The 19,765-nt window shown below is 49.5% G+C and carries 14 protein-coding genes; 3 read left to right on the top strand and 11 right to left on the bottom strand.

Going from position 1 to position 19,765, the window contains the following annotated elements:
* Window positions 1-804, top strand: coding sequence for a hypothetical protein (locus tag ACPYIV_RS08520; protein WP_299362672.1), 804 nt, complete (start codon window positions 1-3; stop codon window positions 802-804).
* Between the two features lie 100 nt (window positions 805-904).
* On the opposite strand, the gene ACPYIV_RS08515 is transcribed toward ACPYIV_RS08520, so the two are convergent.
* Window positions 905-2,188 (bottom strand): DEAD/DEAH box helicase, encoded by a 1,284-nt coding sequence (locus ACPYIV_RS08515; protein ID WP_293733388.1) that lies wholly within the window; start codon window positions 2,186-2,188, stop codon window positions 905-907.
* A gap of 184 nt (window positions 2,189-2,372) precedes the next feature.
* Between ACPYIV_RS08515 and ACPYIV_RS08510 the strand changes: the two genes are divergently transcribed.
* Window positions 2,373-3,917 (top strand): PAS domain-containing sensor histidine kinase, encoded by a 1,545-nt coding sequence (locus tag ACPYIV_RS08510; protein WP_293739597.1) that lies wholly within the window; start codon window positions 2,373-2,375, stop codon window positions 3,915-3,917.
* Window positions 3,918-3,985: 68 nt separating this feature from the next.
* Here ACPYIV_RS08510 and ACPYIV_RS08505 read toward each other — a convergent pair whose 3' ends face one another.
* From ACPYIV_RS08505 to pbpC, 10 genes are all read right to left on the bottom strand, one after another.
* Complete coding sequence (locus ACPYIV_RS08505; RefSeq protein WP_293733386.1) at window positions 3,986-4,813, bottom strand: transporter substrate-binding domain-containing protein; 828 nt, start codon at window positions 4,811-4,813, stop codon at window positions 3,986-3,988.
* A gap of 4 nt (window positions 4,814-4,817) precedes the next feature.
* On the bottom strand, window positions 4,818-6,929 hold the full coding sequence (locus ACPYIV_RS08500; RefSeq protein WP_300761833.1) for a putative porin: 2,112 nt from the start codon (window positions 6,927-6,929) through the stop codon (window positions 4,818-4,820).
* Between the two features lie 105 nt (window positions 6,930-7,034).
* The gene (locus tag ACPYIV_RS08495) at window positions 7,035-7,589 is read right to left on the bottom strand and encodes a 2-oxoacid:acceptor oxidoreductase family protein (protein WP_293733384.1); all 555 of its coding nucleotides are present in this window, start codon (window positions 7,587-7,589) and stop codon (window positions 7,035-7,037) included.
* Window positions 7,590-7,614: 25 nt separating this feature from the next.
* Window positions 7,615-8,379 (bottom strand): thiamine pyrophosphate-dependent enzyme, encoded by a 765-nt coding sequence (locus ACPYIV_RS08490; protein ID WP_293733383.1) that lies wholly within the window; start codon window positions 8,377-8,379, stop codon window positions 7,615-7,617.
* Window positions 8,380-8,475: 96 nt separating this feature from the next.
* Entirely contained in the window at window positions 8,476-8,649 is a 174-nt protein-coding gene (locus ACPYIV_RS08485; protein WP_293733382.1) for a hypothetical protein, read from the bottom strand.
* 13 nt (window positions 8,650-8,662) lie between these two features.
* Window positions 8,663-9,748 (bottom strand): 3-methyl-2-oxobutanoate dehydrogenase subunit VorB, encoded by a 1,086-nt coding sequence (locus ACPYIV_RS08480; protein WP_293733381.1) that lies wholly within the window; start codon window positions 9,746-9,748, stop codon window positions 8,663-8,665.
* 9 nt (window positions 9,749-9,757) lie between these two features.
* Window positions 9,758-9,985, bottom strand: coding sequence for a 4Fe-4S dicluster domain-containing protein (locus ACPYIV_RS08475; RefSeq protein ID WP_122343683.1), 228 nt, complete (start codon window positions 9,983-9,985; stop codon window positions 9,758-9,760).
* Between the two features lie 39 nt (window positions 9,986-10,024).
* Complete coding sequence (locus tag ACPYIV_RS08470) at window positions 10,025-12,865, bottom strand: alpha-L-rhamnosidase (protein ID WP_425886337.1); 2,841 nt, start codon at window positions 12,863-12,865, stop codon at window positions 10,025-10,027.
* Between the two features lie 699 nt (window positions 12,866-13,564).
* The gene (locus tag ACPYIV_RS08465; protein WP_425886336.1) at window positions 13,565-14,452 is read right to left on the bottom strand and encodes an Rpn family recombination-promoting nuclease/putative transposase; all 888 of its coding nucleotides are present in this window, start codon (window positions 14,450-14,452) and stop codon (window positions 13,565-13,567) included.
* A gap of 146 nt (window positions 14,453-14,598) precedes the next feature.
* The gene (gene pbpC / locus ACPYIV_RS08460) at window positions 14,599-16,938 is read right to left on the bottom strand and encodes a penicillin-binding protein 1C (protein ID WP_425886335.1); all 2,340 of its coding nucleotides are present in this window, start codon (window positions 16,936-16,938) and stop codon (window positions 14,599-14,601) included.
* Between the two features lie 449 nt (window positions 16,939-17,387).
* Here pbpC and ACPYIV_RS08455 point away from each other — a divergent pair, with 449 nt between their 5' ends.
* Window positions 17,388-19,757, top strand: coding sequence for an ABC transporter permease (locus tag ACPYIV_RS08455; protein ID WP_425886334.1), 2,370 nt, complete (start codon window positions 17,388-17,390; stop codon window positions 19,755-19,757).
* The last annotated feature ends 8 nt before the right edge of the window (window positions 19,758-19,765 follow it).

Raw genomic sequence — 19,765 nt, 5'->3', positions numbered from 1 at the left:
ATGAATAGATTAAAAATGAGAAATGTAATTCATTATGTGATCATTTTGGCAGCCTCCACATTCTTGTGGGGCTGCACGGATGAACCGGGGCCAAAGGTGGTTCCGGAACCCAAGTGGGAACTCGACCTGGTCGAGGATGAACCTGATCCTGCCTGGAATGCTCCGGAAAGCGGAATTTACCAGTTCAGCATGACGGCTATTATCCGCTTGTCCGAATTTCTGGAAAAGTATGCCGATCCGAAAGACGAGGTTTCCGCCTTCGTCGGCAATGAATGCCGGGGGATCGCTACCGTCCAGGATAATGGGAAAAAGCTGTTCTTCCTTTATATCCGCGGGAACCAGGGTGAAACGCAGAAGGTGACGTTGAAATACTACAGTGCCAAAAACAAGAAGACCTATACGTGCCAGGATTTTCTTGTATTCGAACAAAACGGAACGTATGGGAAAGTATCCGCACCGGCAGTCCCTCCGTTTGAAGAGTCCGGGAAATATCCGGAAACGATGACTGCTGTGGTGTCTTTGCCCGAAGCCTTGCCTTTTGAACGGCGTGATAAAGATATCTTGGCAGCCTTTGTCGGTGATGAGTGCCGTGGCGTAGGGGAGTTGGCCGAAGCTGGTGGAAAGGTCTATCAGTTTGAGATCCGGGGCAAGAAGGATGAAACGGCTGCTGTCTATTTTATGTATTACAGTATGCAGGCCAGCGGTGTTTATAAAGCTGCGGAATCTTTTCCGTTTGCGGATGAAGGTGTGCAGGGAACGTTAGATGCTCCGTTCCCGATTACGTTGCAGCCGGTTGTCGAATAACCGGGAAGGTGGCTTTGCTATTATAGTTTCGTGGCTTTATGCACTTATAAATATCGGCCGGCATTTCTTTAAATACCGGCCGATATTTTATATAAGCTGTTTATGCTTCCTTTCTCGGTCTTCCCCTGCGACGTTGGTCGTTGTTACCTCCGGGGCGGCTGTTGCTTTTCCCTTTTCCGCCGTCTTTGCGGGGACGTCCCCTGCCGCGGCGCATGTTGGAGTATTTTTCGGGTTCATATAACGGTGTCTCTCCGAATTTGGAATCGACCGGTATCTTGTAGACTTCCTTATCTAAGAATTCTTCAATGCGTTTGAATTGGAATTGCTCTTCGGTGGATATGAAGGTGATGGCCAATCCTTCGCCATTCGTTCCGCGGGCGGTACGGCCGATGCGGTGCACATAGTCTTCCGGATCGTGGGGAATGTCGAAATTGATAACCAGCTTGATGTCGTTGATATCGATACCGCGCGAAACGACGTCTGTAGCGACGAGGATGTCGATACGTCCGTTCTTGAACTCTTTCATCACCTCTTCACGTTGTGACTGCTCGAGGTCGGAGTGCATGGCAGCAACGTTGAACTTCATCCGTTTGAGGGTGGATGCCAGCTCCTTTACTTTCATTTTTGAAGACGAAAATATGATGACACGTTGCGGACGGCTCTGAGAGAACAGGTCTTCCAGGATGCGGAGTTTCTGCATATCGTAGCAGACGTAGGCCGTTTGCATGATCGTTTCGGGCGGACGGGAGATCGCGATCTTGACTTCTTCCGGATTTTTCAGAATGGTTTGGGCCAGTGTCCTGATCTTGGGAGGCATGGTGGCGGAAAACATAATGGTCTGGCAAGTCGGAGGCAATAGCTTCTGGACCTGCATGATGTCGTCGTAGAATCCCATGTCGAGCATCCGGTCCGCTTCGTCAAGTACGAAGAAAGAGACCTGCGACAGATCGACAGTTCCCAGTTTGATATGCGATAGCAAGCGACCTGGAGTCGCGATCACGATGTCGGCCCCCATTTCCATCCCGCGTTTTTGCTGTTCCCAGGCTATACCATCCGTACCCCCGTAAACGGCCACGGCAGAAACAGGCACAAAATAAGTGAAGCCTTCGATTTGCTGGTCGATCTGTTGGGCCAATTCGCGTGTGGGAGCCATGATAACGGCATTGATAGCATTGGCCGGATGTAATCCTTTGCTAAGTTCATTGATCACCGGCAATACATAAGCTGCCGTTTTTCCTGTTCCGGTCTGAGCACAGGCGATAATGTCTTTCCCTTCCAAAATAACCGGAATAGTTAGTTCCTGTACTGGAGTTGTCTCCAGAAAATTCATTGCGTCGAGGCCATCCAATACGGCCTCTTCTAAGTCCAATTCGTCAAATCTCATCTTTCATCATTAAATTCCCGGTAAAGGTAGATAATATTTGGGAATATTTATTACACAGAACGCTGCTCTTCTTTCAAAAGAGTTATTTTTTCAAGAAGATATTGATTTTAATGATGTTTTACAGGAGAGTTGTTATAAAAATAAATATCTTTATACCCAAATTAGCGTTTTAAAGCATTTTGTTATGGGCAGTACTTATGTCGGAAAGGATATCCGGTCAATCTTACAAAAGCAAGATTCATTGCATGAATTGATTAATACGATTTTGGATAAACTACCGTTAGGTGTTTTTGTAAAAGATGCAGAAGATGATTTCAGATATCTGTATTGGAATCATTTTATGGAAAAAATCACCGGTATCGAAACTGAAATAGTTGAGGGGCATAATGATTTTGAATTGCGTTTTGATGCGATCATGTCTGCGGAAAAGCGTTTGGAGTTGGATCGTGATGTCATGGAGACGGGTAGAACCATCGAGTTTAACGGTAAGTTTTCGGATATATATGGTATACGGAAAGATATCGAAGTGACAAAATTTCCGATTGCATTGAGCAATGGCAAACCTCTTTTGCTGGCATTGTGGCGTGATGTTACGACCCGTAATAAGATGGAAAACACCATGAAGCGTTCGCAGGTACTGACCAAAATGGCTCTGCATTCCAATGATATCCGCCTTTGTTCCATATTTGTAAATCCCGATAGCAAACGAAATTTTAATGACGCGGTTGTCCAGGTGAATAACTGGCTGCCGGGGAAGGAAGACGAACTGATCTATATTTCATGGCCTCGCTTTGCCGCGCGGGTCCATCCGGATGACAGGGAAATGCACGATGAGGCTTTCCGGAAATTGTGTTTGGGAGAAATATCGGAAACGAAAATCGAGTTGCGTGTGAAATATCCGGGAATGGGTAATTATCACTGGCGTGAATCGTCGGCAACCGTTTACGAACGGGATGAACGGGAAAGGGCGCTCGTGATTCTGGGATGCACGATCAATATACAGGAGCGCAAAGGGCAGGAGCTGAATCTGGAAGAAGCCAAGCACAAAGCGGAGCTTGCCGACAAGATGAAGTCCAAATATCTGGCCGATATGAGTCATGAGATCCGCACCCCGTTGAATGCGATTACCGGTTTTTCCGAATTGATGGCTTTTGCCGATTCGGATGAGGAACGTCAGGGGTATTATGAGATCATCAAGACCAATAACCAGCTACTGATGCAACTGATAAACGATATTCTCGATCTTTCCAAGATCGAAGCCGATGCGATCAAGATCAGTTATGAGCAGGTCGATATAAACGAGCTGATGGATACGACATTTGCCTCTGTCAAGCTCCGTATGCCGGAAGGAGTACTATTGTTCCTGGAAAAAGGCAGTTGCGCGTGTAGCTTCGGTACTGATAGTATCCGCTTGTTGCAATTGATCAATAACCTGGCGAATAATGCGATTAAGAATACCAAAGAGGGGAGTATCACTTTGGGATATACCTGCTTGCCGGATAAATGCCTGAAGTTTTATGTGAAGGACACGGGGATCGGTATTGCAAAAGATAAACTGGAGAGCCTTTTCACCCGCTTTGTCAAAGTGAACGATTATGTGGAAGGGATCGGTTTGGGGCTTGCCATCTGCCAGGGACTGGTCACCAAGATGGGTGGTTCCATGCACGTGGAATCCGAATTGGGGGTCGGTTCGACTTTCTCTTTTGTCTTGCCGTCGCATGAGGAATAATGCGCCAATTGGGATGTTGGAATTATTTATTGTGACTTTCTTTCATGGGCGTATTGAACCTTGGCATATTATTTATAGTATTTTTTGTAGATTTTGTTGAAGGTACCGTTCTTGCGTATCTGATCGAGCCAGCTGTTCAGACTGTCGAGCAGGATGGGGGAGTCTTTGCGTACTGCCCACGATTGGAGCTGGGTGAAACTTATATCTGTCTTGATATCTATTTCCGGGAGTTGTTTTTGGGAAAGGATGGCTATCTGTTGGTCGCAGACGGCATAATCGATATCTCCTTTGGCTACCATGATGGCAAGCTGTTCACCGGAATATAACTCGTCTTCTATCACGTAAATCGTATCGCCGATCTCATGTCCCAGATTCTGTAGCCGGAGTTGGGCGGGAGAATCTTTGGGAATATATAAGGTCTTACCTGCCAGATCGAGTTGGTTACGGATGGGTTGGAGCCCGTTGTTGGCCTCCTCCGTCCGTTGTATCAGGACTTGTTTGTTGAGGACGATCGGCTCGGTGAACAGATATTTTTCTTTGATCTCGCTCGTGATCGGGATATTGCGGGCGACGACATCGCATTTGTTCTCTTCAAGCATATCGAAGCTCTCGGCGAGGCTCATCTCTAAAAGGGTCTGTACTTCCAAGCCTGATAATTGGGCGATGGCCTGGCTAAGCTCGTACTGGAAACCTTCTATCGTATCGCCTGCCACATAATAGCCCGATTGATTGTATTCGGTTACGAGCCTCAGGATTCCTTCTTCTTTGATCTCCGGATAATCGCGTGGGAGAACTTCTGCCTTCGGCTTGTTTTTCAGACGCCATAACATGATCATGGTTGCGACGGCAATTATCAGCAGCCCGGTATAGACTCCTATCAGTTTACTCGATTTCATAAAATTAGTTGTTGAATGTAACGGCAACGCCCATTTTCAGGACGAACGGATCCAGCGGATAATGCGCCAGCGAGAAGTAGTTCGGATTGACGAACTTGGAACTCAGGTTGTAGCCCATCACAAAGAAACGAGCCTGTTTCAGGTGGAAATTGACATAGGCGTTGACAAGCGGGTAATTGCCGACTTTCACTTCATCCTGTATCTGGAATTGCTGTGTGGCCGGTTCGTAATACGGAGCGTAGTAAGAAGTATTATAATACATATTGGCTCCTAACTGTACGGTCAATACCTTTGCTACCTTAAACTTCAGGTACATATTTGTATACAGGCTGATCTGCGGTAGAGGCAGTACGCTTTTGTCGCTGCTCAACTGATAGGCCACTTCGTTCTCCCATCCGAAAGCCCGGTACATAACGTCCTGTTTGATGCGGGCGTTTATCACTTGCAAGTTTCCGCTTTTCTGTTCCGGCATTCCCTGTTTGTTGAAGAATACATAGTTTTGTATGCTTTCGATTCCGGCAGACAACTGGGTCCGTGTGGATTCGAGGTTGATCTTGGCTCCGGCATATATCTGCTGGATCATGTTCATATCCAGGTTATCCCACCAGAAATAGCGGGAATGGAAATGACGCATATAGAACGACGGGGTGACATTCTTGAAGTATCCTTCCGCGCTGATCGTTGCGTCCTTGTTGAACAGTTTGAATTTGGTCTGTAGGTTACCCGTTGCCCGGAACTCCCCGATATCGTCACCCACGACGCAGAGTTCTCCACGGGCGTTGTAAGTCAGGATGCTTCCCTGCCGTTTGGATATTTCAGCTCCGATATAAGTGGAAAATTCGTCATAAACCTGTGTAACCGGAAATTCGATTGTGGAAGGGGAGGCATCTAATCCGCTTCCGTATTCGGGATTGTATGACAGTCCCGGTATTTGGGCCGGCAACTGGAATTTACGTTTGTCGAAAGTAGCAAAAGCCGTGATGCCGAACTTAGCCCAGTCCTGGAAGCCTTCGCGGAGTGACAATCCGAACGTGTTCCGCAGATTCCAATAGGAGGTACGGTCGTCGACACCTGTTCCGTTTTCCAAACCGAATACACGCGGATCCCCATCAGGGGTCAGATAGCATTCGTTCAGGTTCTTGTCCGCTTCCGAACGGAAACGGCGACGGTTGTCCTGATATTCTAATGTATGGATGATACTGGATACGGGAATGAATATTTTCACGGGATTACCTAGCGTGTCCACTTCTCCTTCCAGTTCGCGTTCGAACCCGAGGTTGTAATGGTGGCTCAGGAAATATTGTTTGCCACGCACGCGGTTCCAGGCTTTGACCGGATAACGCGTATCGAAAGCCTTGGGGTCGTCCTGGTTTCTTTCACCGGCAAAGTATTGGTCCGGGTTGGTGATTACCGAGTCGTTAGCCAGCCCTCCGTTTTCGTAATTGATGAAGTTGAAGTTGCTCAGGTAGGCATGTGCCTCGTAGCGATCGGACTTGTAGCTTCCGAAAAGACGGTAGCTCAACAGCTTGTTACCGTTGTTCTTGTAATATCCGCGGCTGTAGATATAATCCAGGTCGCCGCCTACGTTGATCTTCGGGCCGAAGTTCATGGTCAACGTACCTTTCAACCGTTCGTTTTTGCTTTCGCTTCCCCCCATAGTCGTGTACATTACATTTGTATAGGGTATTTTCGTATTATAGTACAGGGCGTTCTGAGGGTCCGTGATATAATAATCGTAAGCATCGGCAAACAGAAAATCGCGCGGTTCCTTGCGCTCGGTAAAGATACGGGTTTGTGCCGGCGACCCCGTATTGGCCAGGTAGCCGACTGCCAGCGATTCGGATTCCACCAGCGTACTGTTGGCGAAATTCAGTTTATATGTGTCCAACGGAGCAATATAAGGATCTCCCAACAAAGGTGTAAGCCGATAGGCCGTGATACGTCTGTTGTTCGTCGATGCGCTATCCGGAATAAGCAGGCTGTCAGGTACTTCCTGATTGGCCTTGGAAAGGTTTCCGAGAGAAAATCCTTTCCGGTCTCCGCCCGGTCGGCGTTGCGCATGCAGGGCCGAAGCGGATATTATCAAGAGTAATAATATATATAAGCTATGCTTCATGAGGGGCAAAGATAGTGATAATGTACCAATATGAACAATGTGCCAATATGCCAATTAATATTAGTTATATTTTTATTGGCATATTGGCACATTTAGCAAAGCACCTTAATGGCACATTTGCACATTGGTGATAATCTCCATACCTTTCTTAATGGCGGCTTCGTTCATCGGGATGAGTTTATGGTGACGTTCGGGCAAAGATTTCTTCAAGCCTAACAGTACGTTTTCCAGTTTCACCATCGGGACGATTTTCAACAGTCCGCCGAGGATCAACATATTGAATGCTTTTTCGTTTTGCATTTCAGTAGCAGCATCCATAGCATCCACACGATAAACGTTGACATCGGTCCGTTTCACCGGTGTATGGATTCCATATCCGTCATAAATGATGATGCCGCCTTTTTTCACCTTGCTTTCGAACTTGTCCATGGAAGGCTGGTTCAGGATGATGGCAATATCGTATTCGTTCAGTACGGGAGAGCTGATGCGGTCGTCACTCAGGATAACGGTTACATTGGCTGTACCGCCACGTTGTTCAGGGCCGTAAGAAGGCATCCAACTGACTTCTTTCCCTTCCATTAGGCCGGAATAAGCCAGGATTTTACCCATTGACAAAACCCCTTGTCCACCGAAACCTGCTATTATAATTTCTTGCTTCATTGCTTCAAAAATTAATAATTACTTATTATTCCTTATTTTTGAGATCCCCTAACGGATAGAATGGGAACATATTCTCTTCCATCCATTTATTGGCTTTTTCAGGTGTCATTTTCCAGCCGGATGAACAGGTGGAAACGAATTCGACAATTGAAGTGCCTTTGCCAGCCATCGAGTTTTCAAATGCTTTACGAAGCATCTTTTTAGCTTTGCGGACGGCGGCAGCGGTCTGTACGCTCTGGCGGGTAACCAGGCAGGTCCCTTCGAGCTGTGCAAGCAGATCGCCGATCTTCAACGGATAGCCGTTGAGGGCGATATTACGGCCGTAAGGGCAGGTCGCTGTCGGCATACCTTCCAATGTGGTAGGAGCCATCTGGCCGCCTGTCATACCATAGATGGCATTGTTGACGAATACGATCACGATATTTTCTCCACGGTTGGCGGCGTGGATGGTTTCGGCTGTACCGATAGCAGCCAAGTCGCCGTCACCTTGATAAGTGAATACCATCTTGCTCGGATTCAGTCGCTTGACAGCTGTTGCAATAGCAGGTGCACGTCCGTGGGCCGCTTCGATCCAGTCGATATCCAGATAATTATAGGCAAAAACGGCGCATCCGACGGGAGAGACACCGATCGTTTTATCTTCCATACCCATCTCAGCAATCACTTCGGCAATCAGCTTGTGTATCACGCCATGACTGCAACCGGGACAGTAGTGCATGGGATTTTCATTCATTAACCTGGGTTTTCCGTATACCAGGTTCTCCGGTTTAATTATTTCGTTAACTTCCATATTAATAATTTTTCAATGTGCTAATTTGCCAATGAAAAAAAGTCACAATGATTGATCTCCATATCGTTATTGACACATTGTCTAATTAGCACTTTATTAATTTATAAATCTCATTAGATACTGAACCAGGCGGAAACAAATCGCCGCGCCACCGCAATAAAGGAATGGCAGGCGGTTTTCAGGGAAGGCGAAATAGCAGATTACGGCTGCTACAGCCAGTACCATGAACAACCCTGTCAATATCATATCAATTTTACTTCCGCGTTTCATGATTGATAATTCCTTAATTCTCAATTATCAATTCTTTAAGAGCATTTAGTACTTCATCCGGTGTGAACACGATACCACCGAGGCGGCCGAAATGTTCAACCTTTATCTTACCATTTACGGCCAGGCGTACGTCTTCGACCATCTGTCCGGCGTTCAGCTCGACAGAAAGCATGCCTTTTACTTTATCGGCATAAGCGGCGATCACCTTTTTAGGGAACGGCCATAATGTGATGGGGCGGAGCAATCCGAGCTTGATACCTTCTGCACGTGCGATTTCCACCACTTTCTGGCAGATACGGGCGGAAGAACCGAAAGCGATCAGCATATACTCGGCATCATCGCACTGGAATTCTTCGTAACGGACTTCATTTTCTTCGATCTTGCGGTATTTAGCCTGGAAGCGGATGTTGTTTTCTTCCATCTTTGCCGGGTCCAGCTCCAGTGAGGTGACGACATTCGGTTTACGGCCGGCGGTCTTTCCTTGTGTGGCCCAAGGACATTCGGCAATGATTTCTTCTTCTGTACGGCGTGTGTGGAAAGGGGGCAACACCACTTTTTCCATCATCTGCCCGATGATACCGTCTGCCAGAATGATGGCGGGGTTATTGTATTTGAATGCGAGTTCGAAACCTAATCCGACGAAGTCCGCCATTTCCTGCACGGAAGAGGGGGCGAGTGTGATCAAGCGGTAGTCGCCATGTCCGCCACCTTTGACTGTCTGGAAATAGTCCGCCTGGCTGGGTTGGATCGTCCCCAGACCGGGACCGCCACGCATCACGTTCACAATCAGACAGGGTAGTTCGGCTCCTGCTATATAGGATATACCTTCTTGTTTCAGACTGACACCGGGGCTGGACGAGGAGGTCATCACACGTTTACCTGTACCTGCACCTCCATATACCATATTGATGGCTGCCACTTCACTTTCAGCCTGTAGTACGACCATTCCGGTAGTTTCCCACGGCATTTCGGCCATCAGGGTTTCGAGTATCTCCGACTGCGGAGTGATCGGGTAGCCGAAGTAACCGTCTACACCGTAGCGGATAGCCGCATGGGCGATGGCTTCGTTACCCTTCATTAATTTTACTTCTTCTGCCATATCTGTTTATTATATTTTTACTTTATAGATGGTTAAACAACCGTCCGGACAAACTAATCCGCAACTTGCACAACCGATACAGTTATCGGGGTTTTTCATGTACACATAATGGTATCCCTTGTTGTTTACTTCACGCGGGTGTAATTCGAGTACATCCGACGGGCAGGCTACTACGCAAAGGTTACATCCTTTGCATCGCTCTGTGTTTACAACAACAGCTCCTTTTATCTTCGCCATAATTTATTATATTTAAAAACTAATGTAACACTAACTATCTCATTTGCGACTGCCAAAGGTAGTAAAAACTTTACAGAAAGAATCTTTTTTACCATATTTAGCATGAAATGTTACAGGAATCAAGCGAACAGGACTGTTTAATCCTGACGGTACCGGCTCCCAGTTGTCGTATTGTTTTTTCTGGTAATCGAGATCGACGATATTGATTTCTTTGAAGATTCGCCAATCCTTTTTCCGCCGGTCGTAGTCCGCAATCCGGTTGGCGGGCAGATTGGTTACCTCCACTTCAATCCGGTTTATGCCGGGAACCAGATATTTCCCGACTTTCAAGCGGAAAGGAACGGCCCATACCGTTCCCGCCTCTTGTCCGTTGATACGCACACGGGCGCTTTCCCGCACGTCGCCAAGATCCAGAATCCAGTCGTCTGCCGCTATTTCAGGCAAATCGAATGTGAGGCTGTATCGGGCAGTCCCCATGTTCCGCCGTGCATCCGGATGGGCGAGCGTGGTCCAGGAAGCGGGACGGTCTATCTCGAATATTCCCGGAATAGCCGGTTCGCTTTCGGGAAAACTCAAAGTCCAGCCATGATCCAAACCGATACTGACAGGCTGTTCCTGTATATACTTCCATGCAGGACAATCGGGAGCCTCTCCGGTGAAAGTCTGTAAGATCAGCGAACCGCCGGAGGGTATTTGCAGGTAAACCTCCGTTTTCCCTTTATGCCGCCGGATGCGTGCGGCGCCGCTTTCCTCGGTCATCGGATCGAAAAGGATAGCCGCATTGGCTTGGACACCCAGCGGGACCCAACCGTCGACATCCTTCTCCTGCAAAGAGGCGATAAAGTAATGATATCCGTTTGCATTCGAGCGGCGGATGCATTGCAGGCCGAAACGGGTTTTCATCTCTTCCCGCGCGACTTCGCAAGCCTGAAGGGTAAGAGCATAGTCGGAGCCGGTCACGATCCGTCCTTTTTGCAAACGGTTCGTTGTGGTTTCGCCGAAAGAAGTGATTTCCGGCAGCTTATCCCATGCCTGGCGAAAGCGCTTTCGTCTTTTATCCAGATCTCCGAAGCCGGGTACATCCTCCGGGTAATTCCCGACGAAGACGATGGTGGCTCCTTCTTTTGCCAATTGTACCAGATGGTTTAAAATATCGGCAGGCATATAACGGGCGCCCGGAACAATCAGTGCCTTGTAGAGAGAGCCGCCCGAAGTCGCCACCTTCCCGTCTTTGAGGCTGGTGCTCCGGATAAAATTGTCGGAGATATAATCGACATCGTATCCGCTATTATATATGGTATGTATGGCATGAATAAACTGAGGAGCCCGTTGTTGCATCTTATGGATATCGAAAGCCAGGAAACGTTCGCTTGCCTCGTGCCACATATCGTATACCGGCAGATAGACCAGAAAATCATTGTCCGGTTTTCCCATTTGCAAAAACGACTGGCAACGGGCGATATAATCGAAAAAGGCGGGAGCATCTCTCCATATACTGTTTGTCGGCGACATATTGACGGACGCATAGAACAGCCAGCCGGGCCATTCCGCCTCGCGCGGCGAATAAGGAGTGCCGTGGAAAAACATGTGATTGACACCTGATACGAACATCAGGTCCATATCCGGCTTGCATTGTGATAGTGATGTACGGAAGTGCTCGGTCAGCCAGGTGAAGGTTTCCGAGGAGGTATATTTTTTACCTGCGATATGAGCTGCCGAAGATGCATATTTGAGCATCGACAGGTCCGAATCGTTTTTGCGTGTCAGCGAGTCCTGGCGCAATCCCCTGATGTGGAAGCGGGAGAGGCCGAATCCCTCGCATTCGGGAATATCGACCGTCGCATACAGGTCGATCAGGTTGCCCGGCGAGCCATGCGCCTGGTTGCGGGTGATGCTTCCGCCCCGGTGCGCCCATTCCGTCCATTGGCGGGTGAAATTTTCCTGCAGGAGTTCCGCCAGTGTCTCCCGGTAGTCGGAGCGGATGCGTGCAGTCGTATCTGTCCGCACGGGATTCAGAAATTCCGGCAGATAGTTTTCCAACCGGTATCCGCGCCTGCGGACGAATTCGGAAAGCAGATCGGGTGTCCAGTCGGCTCCGTACACCTCATACGAGTCGTTGAAGAAGCTGTGCGGATAGGGAACTTTGTTTTCTCTGAAGGCCTGTTCGAAAGTACCGAAATACTGCTTGACAGCTTTTCGGGAGAAATGGTCCATTACATAACCCTCCCCGCCGGGAGCCGCCCGTTTCACTTGCTGGAATGTTTTCCCGCAGAATAAAGCTATCAGGCGCCAGTTGCCCGAGGGGGCCGTCCAGTCGAGCCGGTTGTTTTTCACTTTTGACGTGATATCGATCCGGTCGCCCTTATCGGAAAAGGCCATCAGACGGTTTAGATAGGCGATGTCCCGTTGTTTCGGGTCCTCTACATCGATCGCAACCTGAAGCCTTTCTCCACCTTTGGCTGCGTATTCCTGGAAAATCGCTTTTGTCGCCGCATGTTCCAAGGAGATCATCGGGCCTCCGAAAGGCCAGCCGGTTCCGGCGTTCATATTCGTTTCCATCCCGAGGCGTTTGCATTCGGACCGGGTGTGTTGGAGCATCTGCATCCAGACGGGAGAGAGGAACGGGATTTCATGTGCATCGTTTCCCTGTACGCCATAGATCGGGGTGATCTCGACGCCGCCTAACCCAGCCTGGGCATAGGTTTCCAAATTATAAGTCAGGTTTGCCGTGTCTACCGCACTTCCAAGCCACCACCAACGGGTTGCAGGACGTGCTTCGGTTGTGATCTCCGGCCACGATTGCGAGAAAACCGGTACTGCGGTTATCAGATAGATTCCGGCAACGGTCAGGGTATGTTTGAAACGGGGTATAATGTTCATAATAAATATTGATTTTTTTCAGGGTTAAAGATACGATGTTTTTGATAAATCGGTATAGGGATTCGGATTATAAGGGATAATGGGCTGATTGGACAATGTACCAATATGCCAATGGTTCATATCAGGCAATAAGTGAAGTTGTCTTTTTAAATGTTAAATCATACAAGAACCTCCCCTAAAAGGCGAATATTTATATTTATTTATTACCCAGTACTTTATGTTATCTCAAGTTTCTTAAAAAATATTACCCGCAGGGGTAATTTGAAATAGATGGGGTAGAAAACCGAATTTTATGCACTACCGTTTCGATTTGGACCAACGGGTATTTCGAAAAACTGTACAATAAGACAGGAATGACAATAAGGTTCGTTTTGAGGAAATAATGAACCTTTTGGGCAATGTGCCAATAGACCAATGGAAGAAAATGTGAACCTATTAAATGATGATTTATGGGTGTGATGGAATGACATCGTTGTAGAAATGATTGTCGTTCTGTAGGGGCAGGTTTTAAACCTGCCCGATATCGACAAATATACATGTTGCAATCGGGCGGGTTTAGAACCCGCCCCTACAGCGACACCTTAAATATACCGATAAATCATCATTTATGATTCACATCTGGCAATAGGTAAACCAAAATCAGCCGGATTGTTATATCTTTAAACAACCCGGCTGACTTTATTGATAAGCATCGAAGATTTACAAACCGCTAATTTCTTCCACCGGCAAACCGGTGCATTGCGCTATCGTTTCGATATTAACTCCCTGTTTCTTTAAATTGGTTGCAATAAGGCGCTGTTCTTCCGCTTTGCCTTCTATTTTGCCTTTCTCCATCCCGTCTTCAAAACTGGTATCGAGGGCGGCGGAGAGATCGCGTTCGACGGAAAGGCTCAATTCGTATTCTAAGCGCTGGTCGGGAGTCATGCGCTCTACCTCCACGATGCTTTTCAGCTTCCGGAATATCTGATTGTTCAGTTCTTTGGGTAATCGTTCCATGATCTCGATGTTGTTTAAGACATATAACCACTTCTTATAAAGCGTATCACACTCATGCAAAGGTAATACAAATTTCGGCATTTCAAGATAGATTTCATTAAGCGTTTCACTAAACGGAACCTTCAACTCACGATCCATACGGACGATGTCCCAGCGGTATTTGTCTGGCAATGACGGTTCCATGATGTAATTCAAGACACAAATGACGTACACTTTATTGATCTGGTAATTCCAGCGCTTACGAACCGCCTCGTCGGGTTCCTTCTCCAACTTTTCCTTTACGATCATCGTCTGTTGCTGGATAGCAAACGAAGCGTAGTATAACACTCTGTCGGAGAAATACTTCTGACGGCTTTTCTGCATCTCGACAATAAACACTTCGCCTTTTTCATTCTCACAAAAGATATCGAAGACAGCCCGACGCTGGTCTTGTTTCAGGCCGAGCATCTCGACGTTCCGAAACGTGATGTCGACTATCACTTCTTGCTGGATAACTTCATTGAGAAAACTGATGATAAGATCTTTACTTAATTCACTCCCGAAAATCAACTTCCACCCGTAGTCCGAAAAAGGATTGACAAATTTACTCATAGCTAAAATGTTTTAGTTATGCCCAATAGCAGGCATGCGGTAAATGTAGGCATTATTATTTACATCGAATACATATAAAGAGATTTATTTCAAGATCTGCAAGATTAGGAACTATAAATGAGGAGTCAAATCTGCCAAGAAATGAATTATTTCACCTCAAACGATATTATCTTGCGGTTGCCCTGGTTGTCGATTAATGTCAGGCGGTGCTTGCCGGGAGGGGCGGAACAGCTGATCTGGTGTTGGTCTGTCGTTTCGCCGAGAAAGGTGTCGTCAAGATGCCAGTAGAGGGTGGCGTCGGAGCGTGCGTGGGCGGCTTTGAAGACGAATTTCTCTCGTTTGCCGGAGAAGCCGCTCGGGAGGTAGAGGACGGCGTTGTGCTCCGGATAGATCAGTTCGATCTGGCGGCTTTGATCTTCTGTGCATCCCGGTTTGATGGGGGGTAGGGGGGTGTAGTCGATATGATAGTTGCGGTAATAGTATTCTTCGGAAGGGGGTAGGACGAACCATGGACGCGTGATCATCCGGTCGACGGACTCGCACGAGCTGTTTACCTGGAAGCGGCCGTCCGCAGAAAGATGGACAAGCTGGTGGTAAGGGCATGTCTTTGTTTTGTTGGCGGAGCGAGGCATGTACAGGGTGTCGGTCTGGTTGCAGATGGCGGAGGCTTTGTGTCCGCTCAGGCGGCAGATAGCCATCGGTTCGAGTTCGTCATAGGGCATATCGAACCAGTTGCTTGCGGGAAGGAGCGAGAAGAGGTCGAAGAGTACGGGAGCCGCATTGCCCACGCCTGTCAGTCCAGGGCGGCCTTCGCCTGAAGCGTTCCCTACCCATACGGCTACTGTATAGCGCGGGGTTGTACCGATGGCCCAGGCATCCCGGCCGCCATAGCTTGTCCCGGTTTTCCAGGCGACTTGTTTCATGGAGCCAAACTGTTGCCAGTCTGCTTCCTCTTCCGGGCGGTTCAGTGCCGACATCGCTTCGAAGGTGAACCAGACAGAGGCGGCGGAGAGGACCGGCTCGTCCGTAAGGCGCTTGTCGGTGACGGAGCGGATGGGATCGGCGGGCAGGGCTGGGAATGGCGTGAGTGGGTGAATGTCCGCCGGGTTATACCGCCCGTTCTGAGTCCGGTAGTGTGAGAGCGTGCGTGCCAGGGAAGCATACATGCCGGCCAGGTCCCACAACGTGCCTTCCGCACCCCCCAAGATCAGTGATGCCCCATAATGCCCTTCGGAAAAGCGAAGCGTGGTCATCCCCAGCTTTTTCAGCAGAGACATAAAGCGTCCTGTGTTATAAGCCGAGAGCATCCTCACCAATGGTACATTGAGCGAACGCTCGATTGCCCGGTGTGCCGGTACCGCCCCGTAGTAAGTCTTGTTGTAGTTTTGCGGGGAGAAGCCGTTAATATTTAGGGGAACGTCAGGGACAAGCGTCCCCGGCAGCAGCTGTCCCTCGTTTAGCATGGCGGCATAGAGAAAAGGCTTCAATATGCTACCCGTGCTACGCGGCGAAGTGACGATATCTACTTGGTTCCCTTTGCGTGCATCCGCCCTGAAAGAGACATTCCCGACATAAGCAAGCACTTCGCCCGTCTCGACATCGGCGATAAGGGCCGCCAGGTTGTGGATATGGTTGGAAGCATATTCGCGTGCATAACGATTCACGATCTCCTGTGCTTGCCGTTGCAACATTTTGTGTACGGAGGTCGTTATCCGTCTTCCCGGAGCATCAGCCGCGAGCCGTTCCAGCAGGTGAGGGGCATCGTCGGGCAGGGGCACAGGCGCTTCCGGCAGTGGTTCGAGGAGGGAGAGCTCATAGTCCGTTTCGTTCAGCACCCCCTTCTCCTTTAAGGTGGCCAGTAGCTTGTCACGTTTGGCTTTCAACTGCGTCCGGTTGCGTCCGGGGTGGATCAAGGCAGGCGAGTTGGGCAGAACGGCAAGTGTGGCACTCTCTGCCCACGACAGTTCGGCGGCACTCCGCCCGAAGTAACGCCAGGCTGCCGTTTCAACCCCTACGACGTTCCCGCCAAACGGTGCGTGCGAGGCATAGAGATTCAATATCTTATCCTTGCCATAGGCCGTTTCCAACAGGAGCGCCCACCCGGTTTCGACCATCTTCTCATAGAGGGTACGGTCGCGGTTGCCCCGTGCGATCCGTGCCAGCTGCATGGTGATCGTGCTGCCTCCGCTAACCACCCTGCCATGACGCAAGTTGACCTTTATGGCACGTGCGACAGCAATGGGGTCTACCCCTGGATGCCCGTAAAAGCGGTTGTCTTCATAGGCTAAGAGGCAGGTTACAAATTTAGGGGGCAGGGAGTCCGACGGGGGAAAGCGCCATTGGTCGTCCGGTGCGATCCGGGCGCCCAACAATTGCCCATCGGAGGAATAGAGCAAGGTGGAATAGCCCTCCGGAAAGAGTGTCCGGGGGGTGGCGAGGTACATGGCTGTCGCTATCAGCAGTTTTATGAAGAATAGAAGAAGCATTGCCTTTTCCTGTTATGACTGAAACCTGTTTTTAGAATACACGAAGATAGCAAATTCTGGATTGATACTGTATTATAGTTGGAAAATCTTAAGTATTACGGGGTGGGAATGCTTGATTCCGGGGTGGGGAGTTGATCGGCCGGTTTGTATTAAAGATTAAGGGTTCGTGTAGGATGCGGTTCCGAGTTAAGCTCGGAATGACAGGACAGTTGGTTTGAGGATGTCGGCAAGCGGGCTTCAACGGTCGGAAAGCCTCGGCAAGGTCGGTTGTTCCTTGCCAGCTGCTTGTCGCCGGCGGACCGTGACTGTCAAGAAAATAGACAGTGGTGTCTAATTATTGGACAGTGGGGGGTGGGTGGGGAGAGGGGTATTCGGTTGATTATTTGCGAATTGGACCTTTTGGCATGTTTTTTGCTTGTTTTGGGGTAGAACAGATAAATAAATTGGGTATGAAGACTTTGTTAAATAACTTCTCCGGCGCGTTGCGGCGGTTCAGGTTATCGACAGCCTTGAATCTGATCGGGATGTCAGTGGCTTTTGCAGTGTTTCTGATCTTGATGATGCAGGTGACGTATGAGTGGGGTTTCGACCGTTTCCATAAGCATGCCGATTGCCTGTACAGGCTTGAGATAACAAACGGGGAGCATGGGGCGCAAGCCTGCCTCAACCGCCCGCTGATCGAGGCATTCACCGCTTCGTCGCCACATATAGAGAAAGGGGCGTTCCTGAACGGCTTCGTTGACAAAGTAAATTTGGTCGTCGAGTATAATGGCGAGCGCAGGCCCTTTCTGGAAATCCTATACCCCGTTTCGGCTGACTACGCAGACGTATTCGAGTTTACCATGATAGAAGGCGACCGCCGCGCTCTTGACATCGCAGGCCAAGTATTGATCCCGCAAAGCATGGCTCGGAAATTCTTCGGTACATCGTCCGCATCGGGCAAGGAGATCATCGGTACAGGCTGGACCGCCACCGTCGGCGGCGTCTACCGTGACTTCCCCGCTAATTCGATCGTGAGAAATGCCATCTACCGGAAAATCCCCGACAGCGACGGCAAAGGCGGCTGGAAACAAAATAACTTCGAGTGCTACATCCGCCTCGACCACCCTTCGTCCATCGACGGCTTAGTTGACAACTTCAAGCGTAACTTCCGGCATGAGCAGTGGAACTGGGAAGAGAACGGCATCCGGTTGACTGCCCTTCCCGACGTTTATTTCGAGACGGATTGCAGTTTCGACACCCAGAAGCAGAAAGGCAGCTACACCTTGATCCGCCTGCTGTCGGGCATTGCGCTGTTGATCGTCGTCATTGCCGCCATCAACTTCACCAACTTCAGCAATGCACAAGTGCCGATGCGCGTGCGGAGCATCAACACACAGAAAGTCTTGGGCGGCTCCGTCAGCCTGATCCGCTTCTCGCTGGTCTTGGAGGCGGTGATGTTATGCTTAACGGCCTATTTGCTCGCCTTGTTCTATGTCTATAACCTCTCGCTCACCTCATTTGCCGACATCGTGGTAGGCGGCCTTTCGCTGGAAGGCAGGCTGCCGCTGGTCCTCACCGCCGGCATGTTATCCATCCTGATCGGGGTGGGGGCGAGCTACTGGCCCGCCCGCTATATCACCTCGTTCCCGCCCGCCGTGGTGTTGAAAGGTAATTTCGGCCTGTCGCGCAAGGGTAGGTTGCTGCGTAATAGCCTCGTCAGTTTGCAGTTTGTCGTCTCCTTCATCCTGATCATCAGCGCGCTGTTCGTGAACCTGCAAAACAGGCAAATGCTCCGTATGCCCCTCGGCTTCGACAAGGAGCAGGTGGTAGTCGTCAACAACCTGACCGGCCGGCTATGCAAGCAGCCGGATCTGATCCGCCAGAAACTGGGGGGCATTCCCGACATCGAGTCGCTCTCGCTCGTTTCGCACTTAGTCGGTGCGACCGACAACTACATCCGTATGGGACGTTCCTACAAGGGCGAGATGATCGGCTACTTGATGATCCATGCCGACCCTTCGATCCTCGATGTCCTCGGCGTCAGGCCGACCGCCGGGCGTAACTTCCAGCCGGAAGACGAACTCAGTGAGGGCGTCTACATCTTCAACGAGATGGCGCGTAAGAAATACGGCCTCGAGCCGGGCGACCTCCTCACTTTGGATATGAGCTACGCATGGGGTGAAGTCCACCTGCGCGAGCAGATAGCCGGCTTTATGCCGGACCTGAAGTACAACTCCTTCAAAAGCATCACGGAGCCGTTCGCATTCTTCACCGGTAAGAACCAAATGGTCGGCAGCCTGTCTCAGTTGATGATCCGTACCCGTGCCGGTGCTGACTACACGAAGCTGAAAACCACTCTCGCCGCATCCCTTTGCGAGATAGACCCTGATTACCTGCCTAGCCTCAGGCTTTTCGACGAGATGCAGGACTACCTGTATGAGAAGGAACTACGCGCTGGCCGCCAGATCACCTTCTTTAGCTTGGTGACGGTGTTGATCTCCCTGATTGGCGTGTTCGGAGTCGTGATGCTCGAAAGCGAATACAAACGCAAGGAAGTAGGCGTGAGGAAAGTCTTCGGTGCCACGGTAGGTGAATTGCTGTGCCTCTTCAACAAGACGTACCTGCAAATCACGTTCGCCTGCTTCGCTGTCGCCGCCCCTGTTGCCTATTATGCCATCCTCCAGTGGCAGGAGAGCTTCATATATAAAGTAAGCCTTTCGTGGTGGATGTTCCTGTTGGCCTTCGTCTCGGTTACCGCCATCACCTTGCTGACCGTTTCGGTCCAGAGCTGGCGTGTCGCAAACGCGAACCCCGTGGACAGCCTCAAAAGCGAATAAAACAATAA

The sequence above is a fragment of the Parabacteroides vesiculifaciens genome (genome assembly GCF_049860805.1).
GTDB lineage: Bacteria > Bacteroidota > Bacteroidia > Bacteroidales > Tannerellaceae > Parabacteroides.
This window is presented reverse-complemented; position numbering and strand designations above follow the sequence as displayed.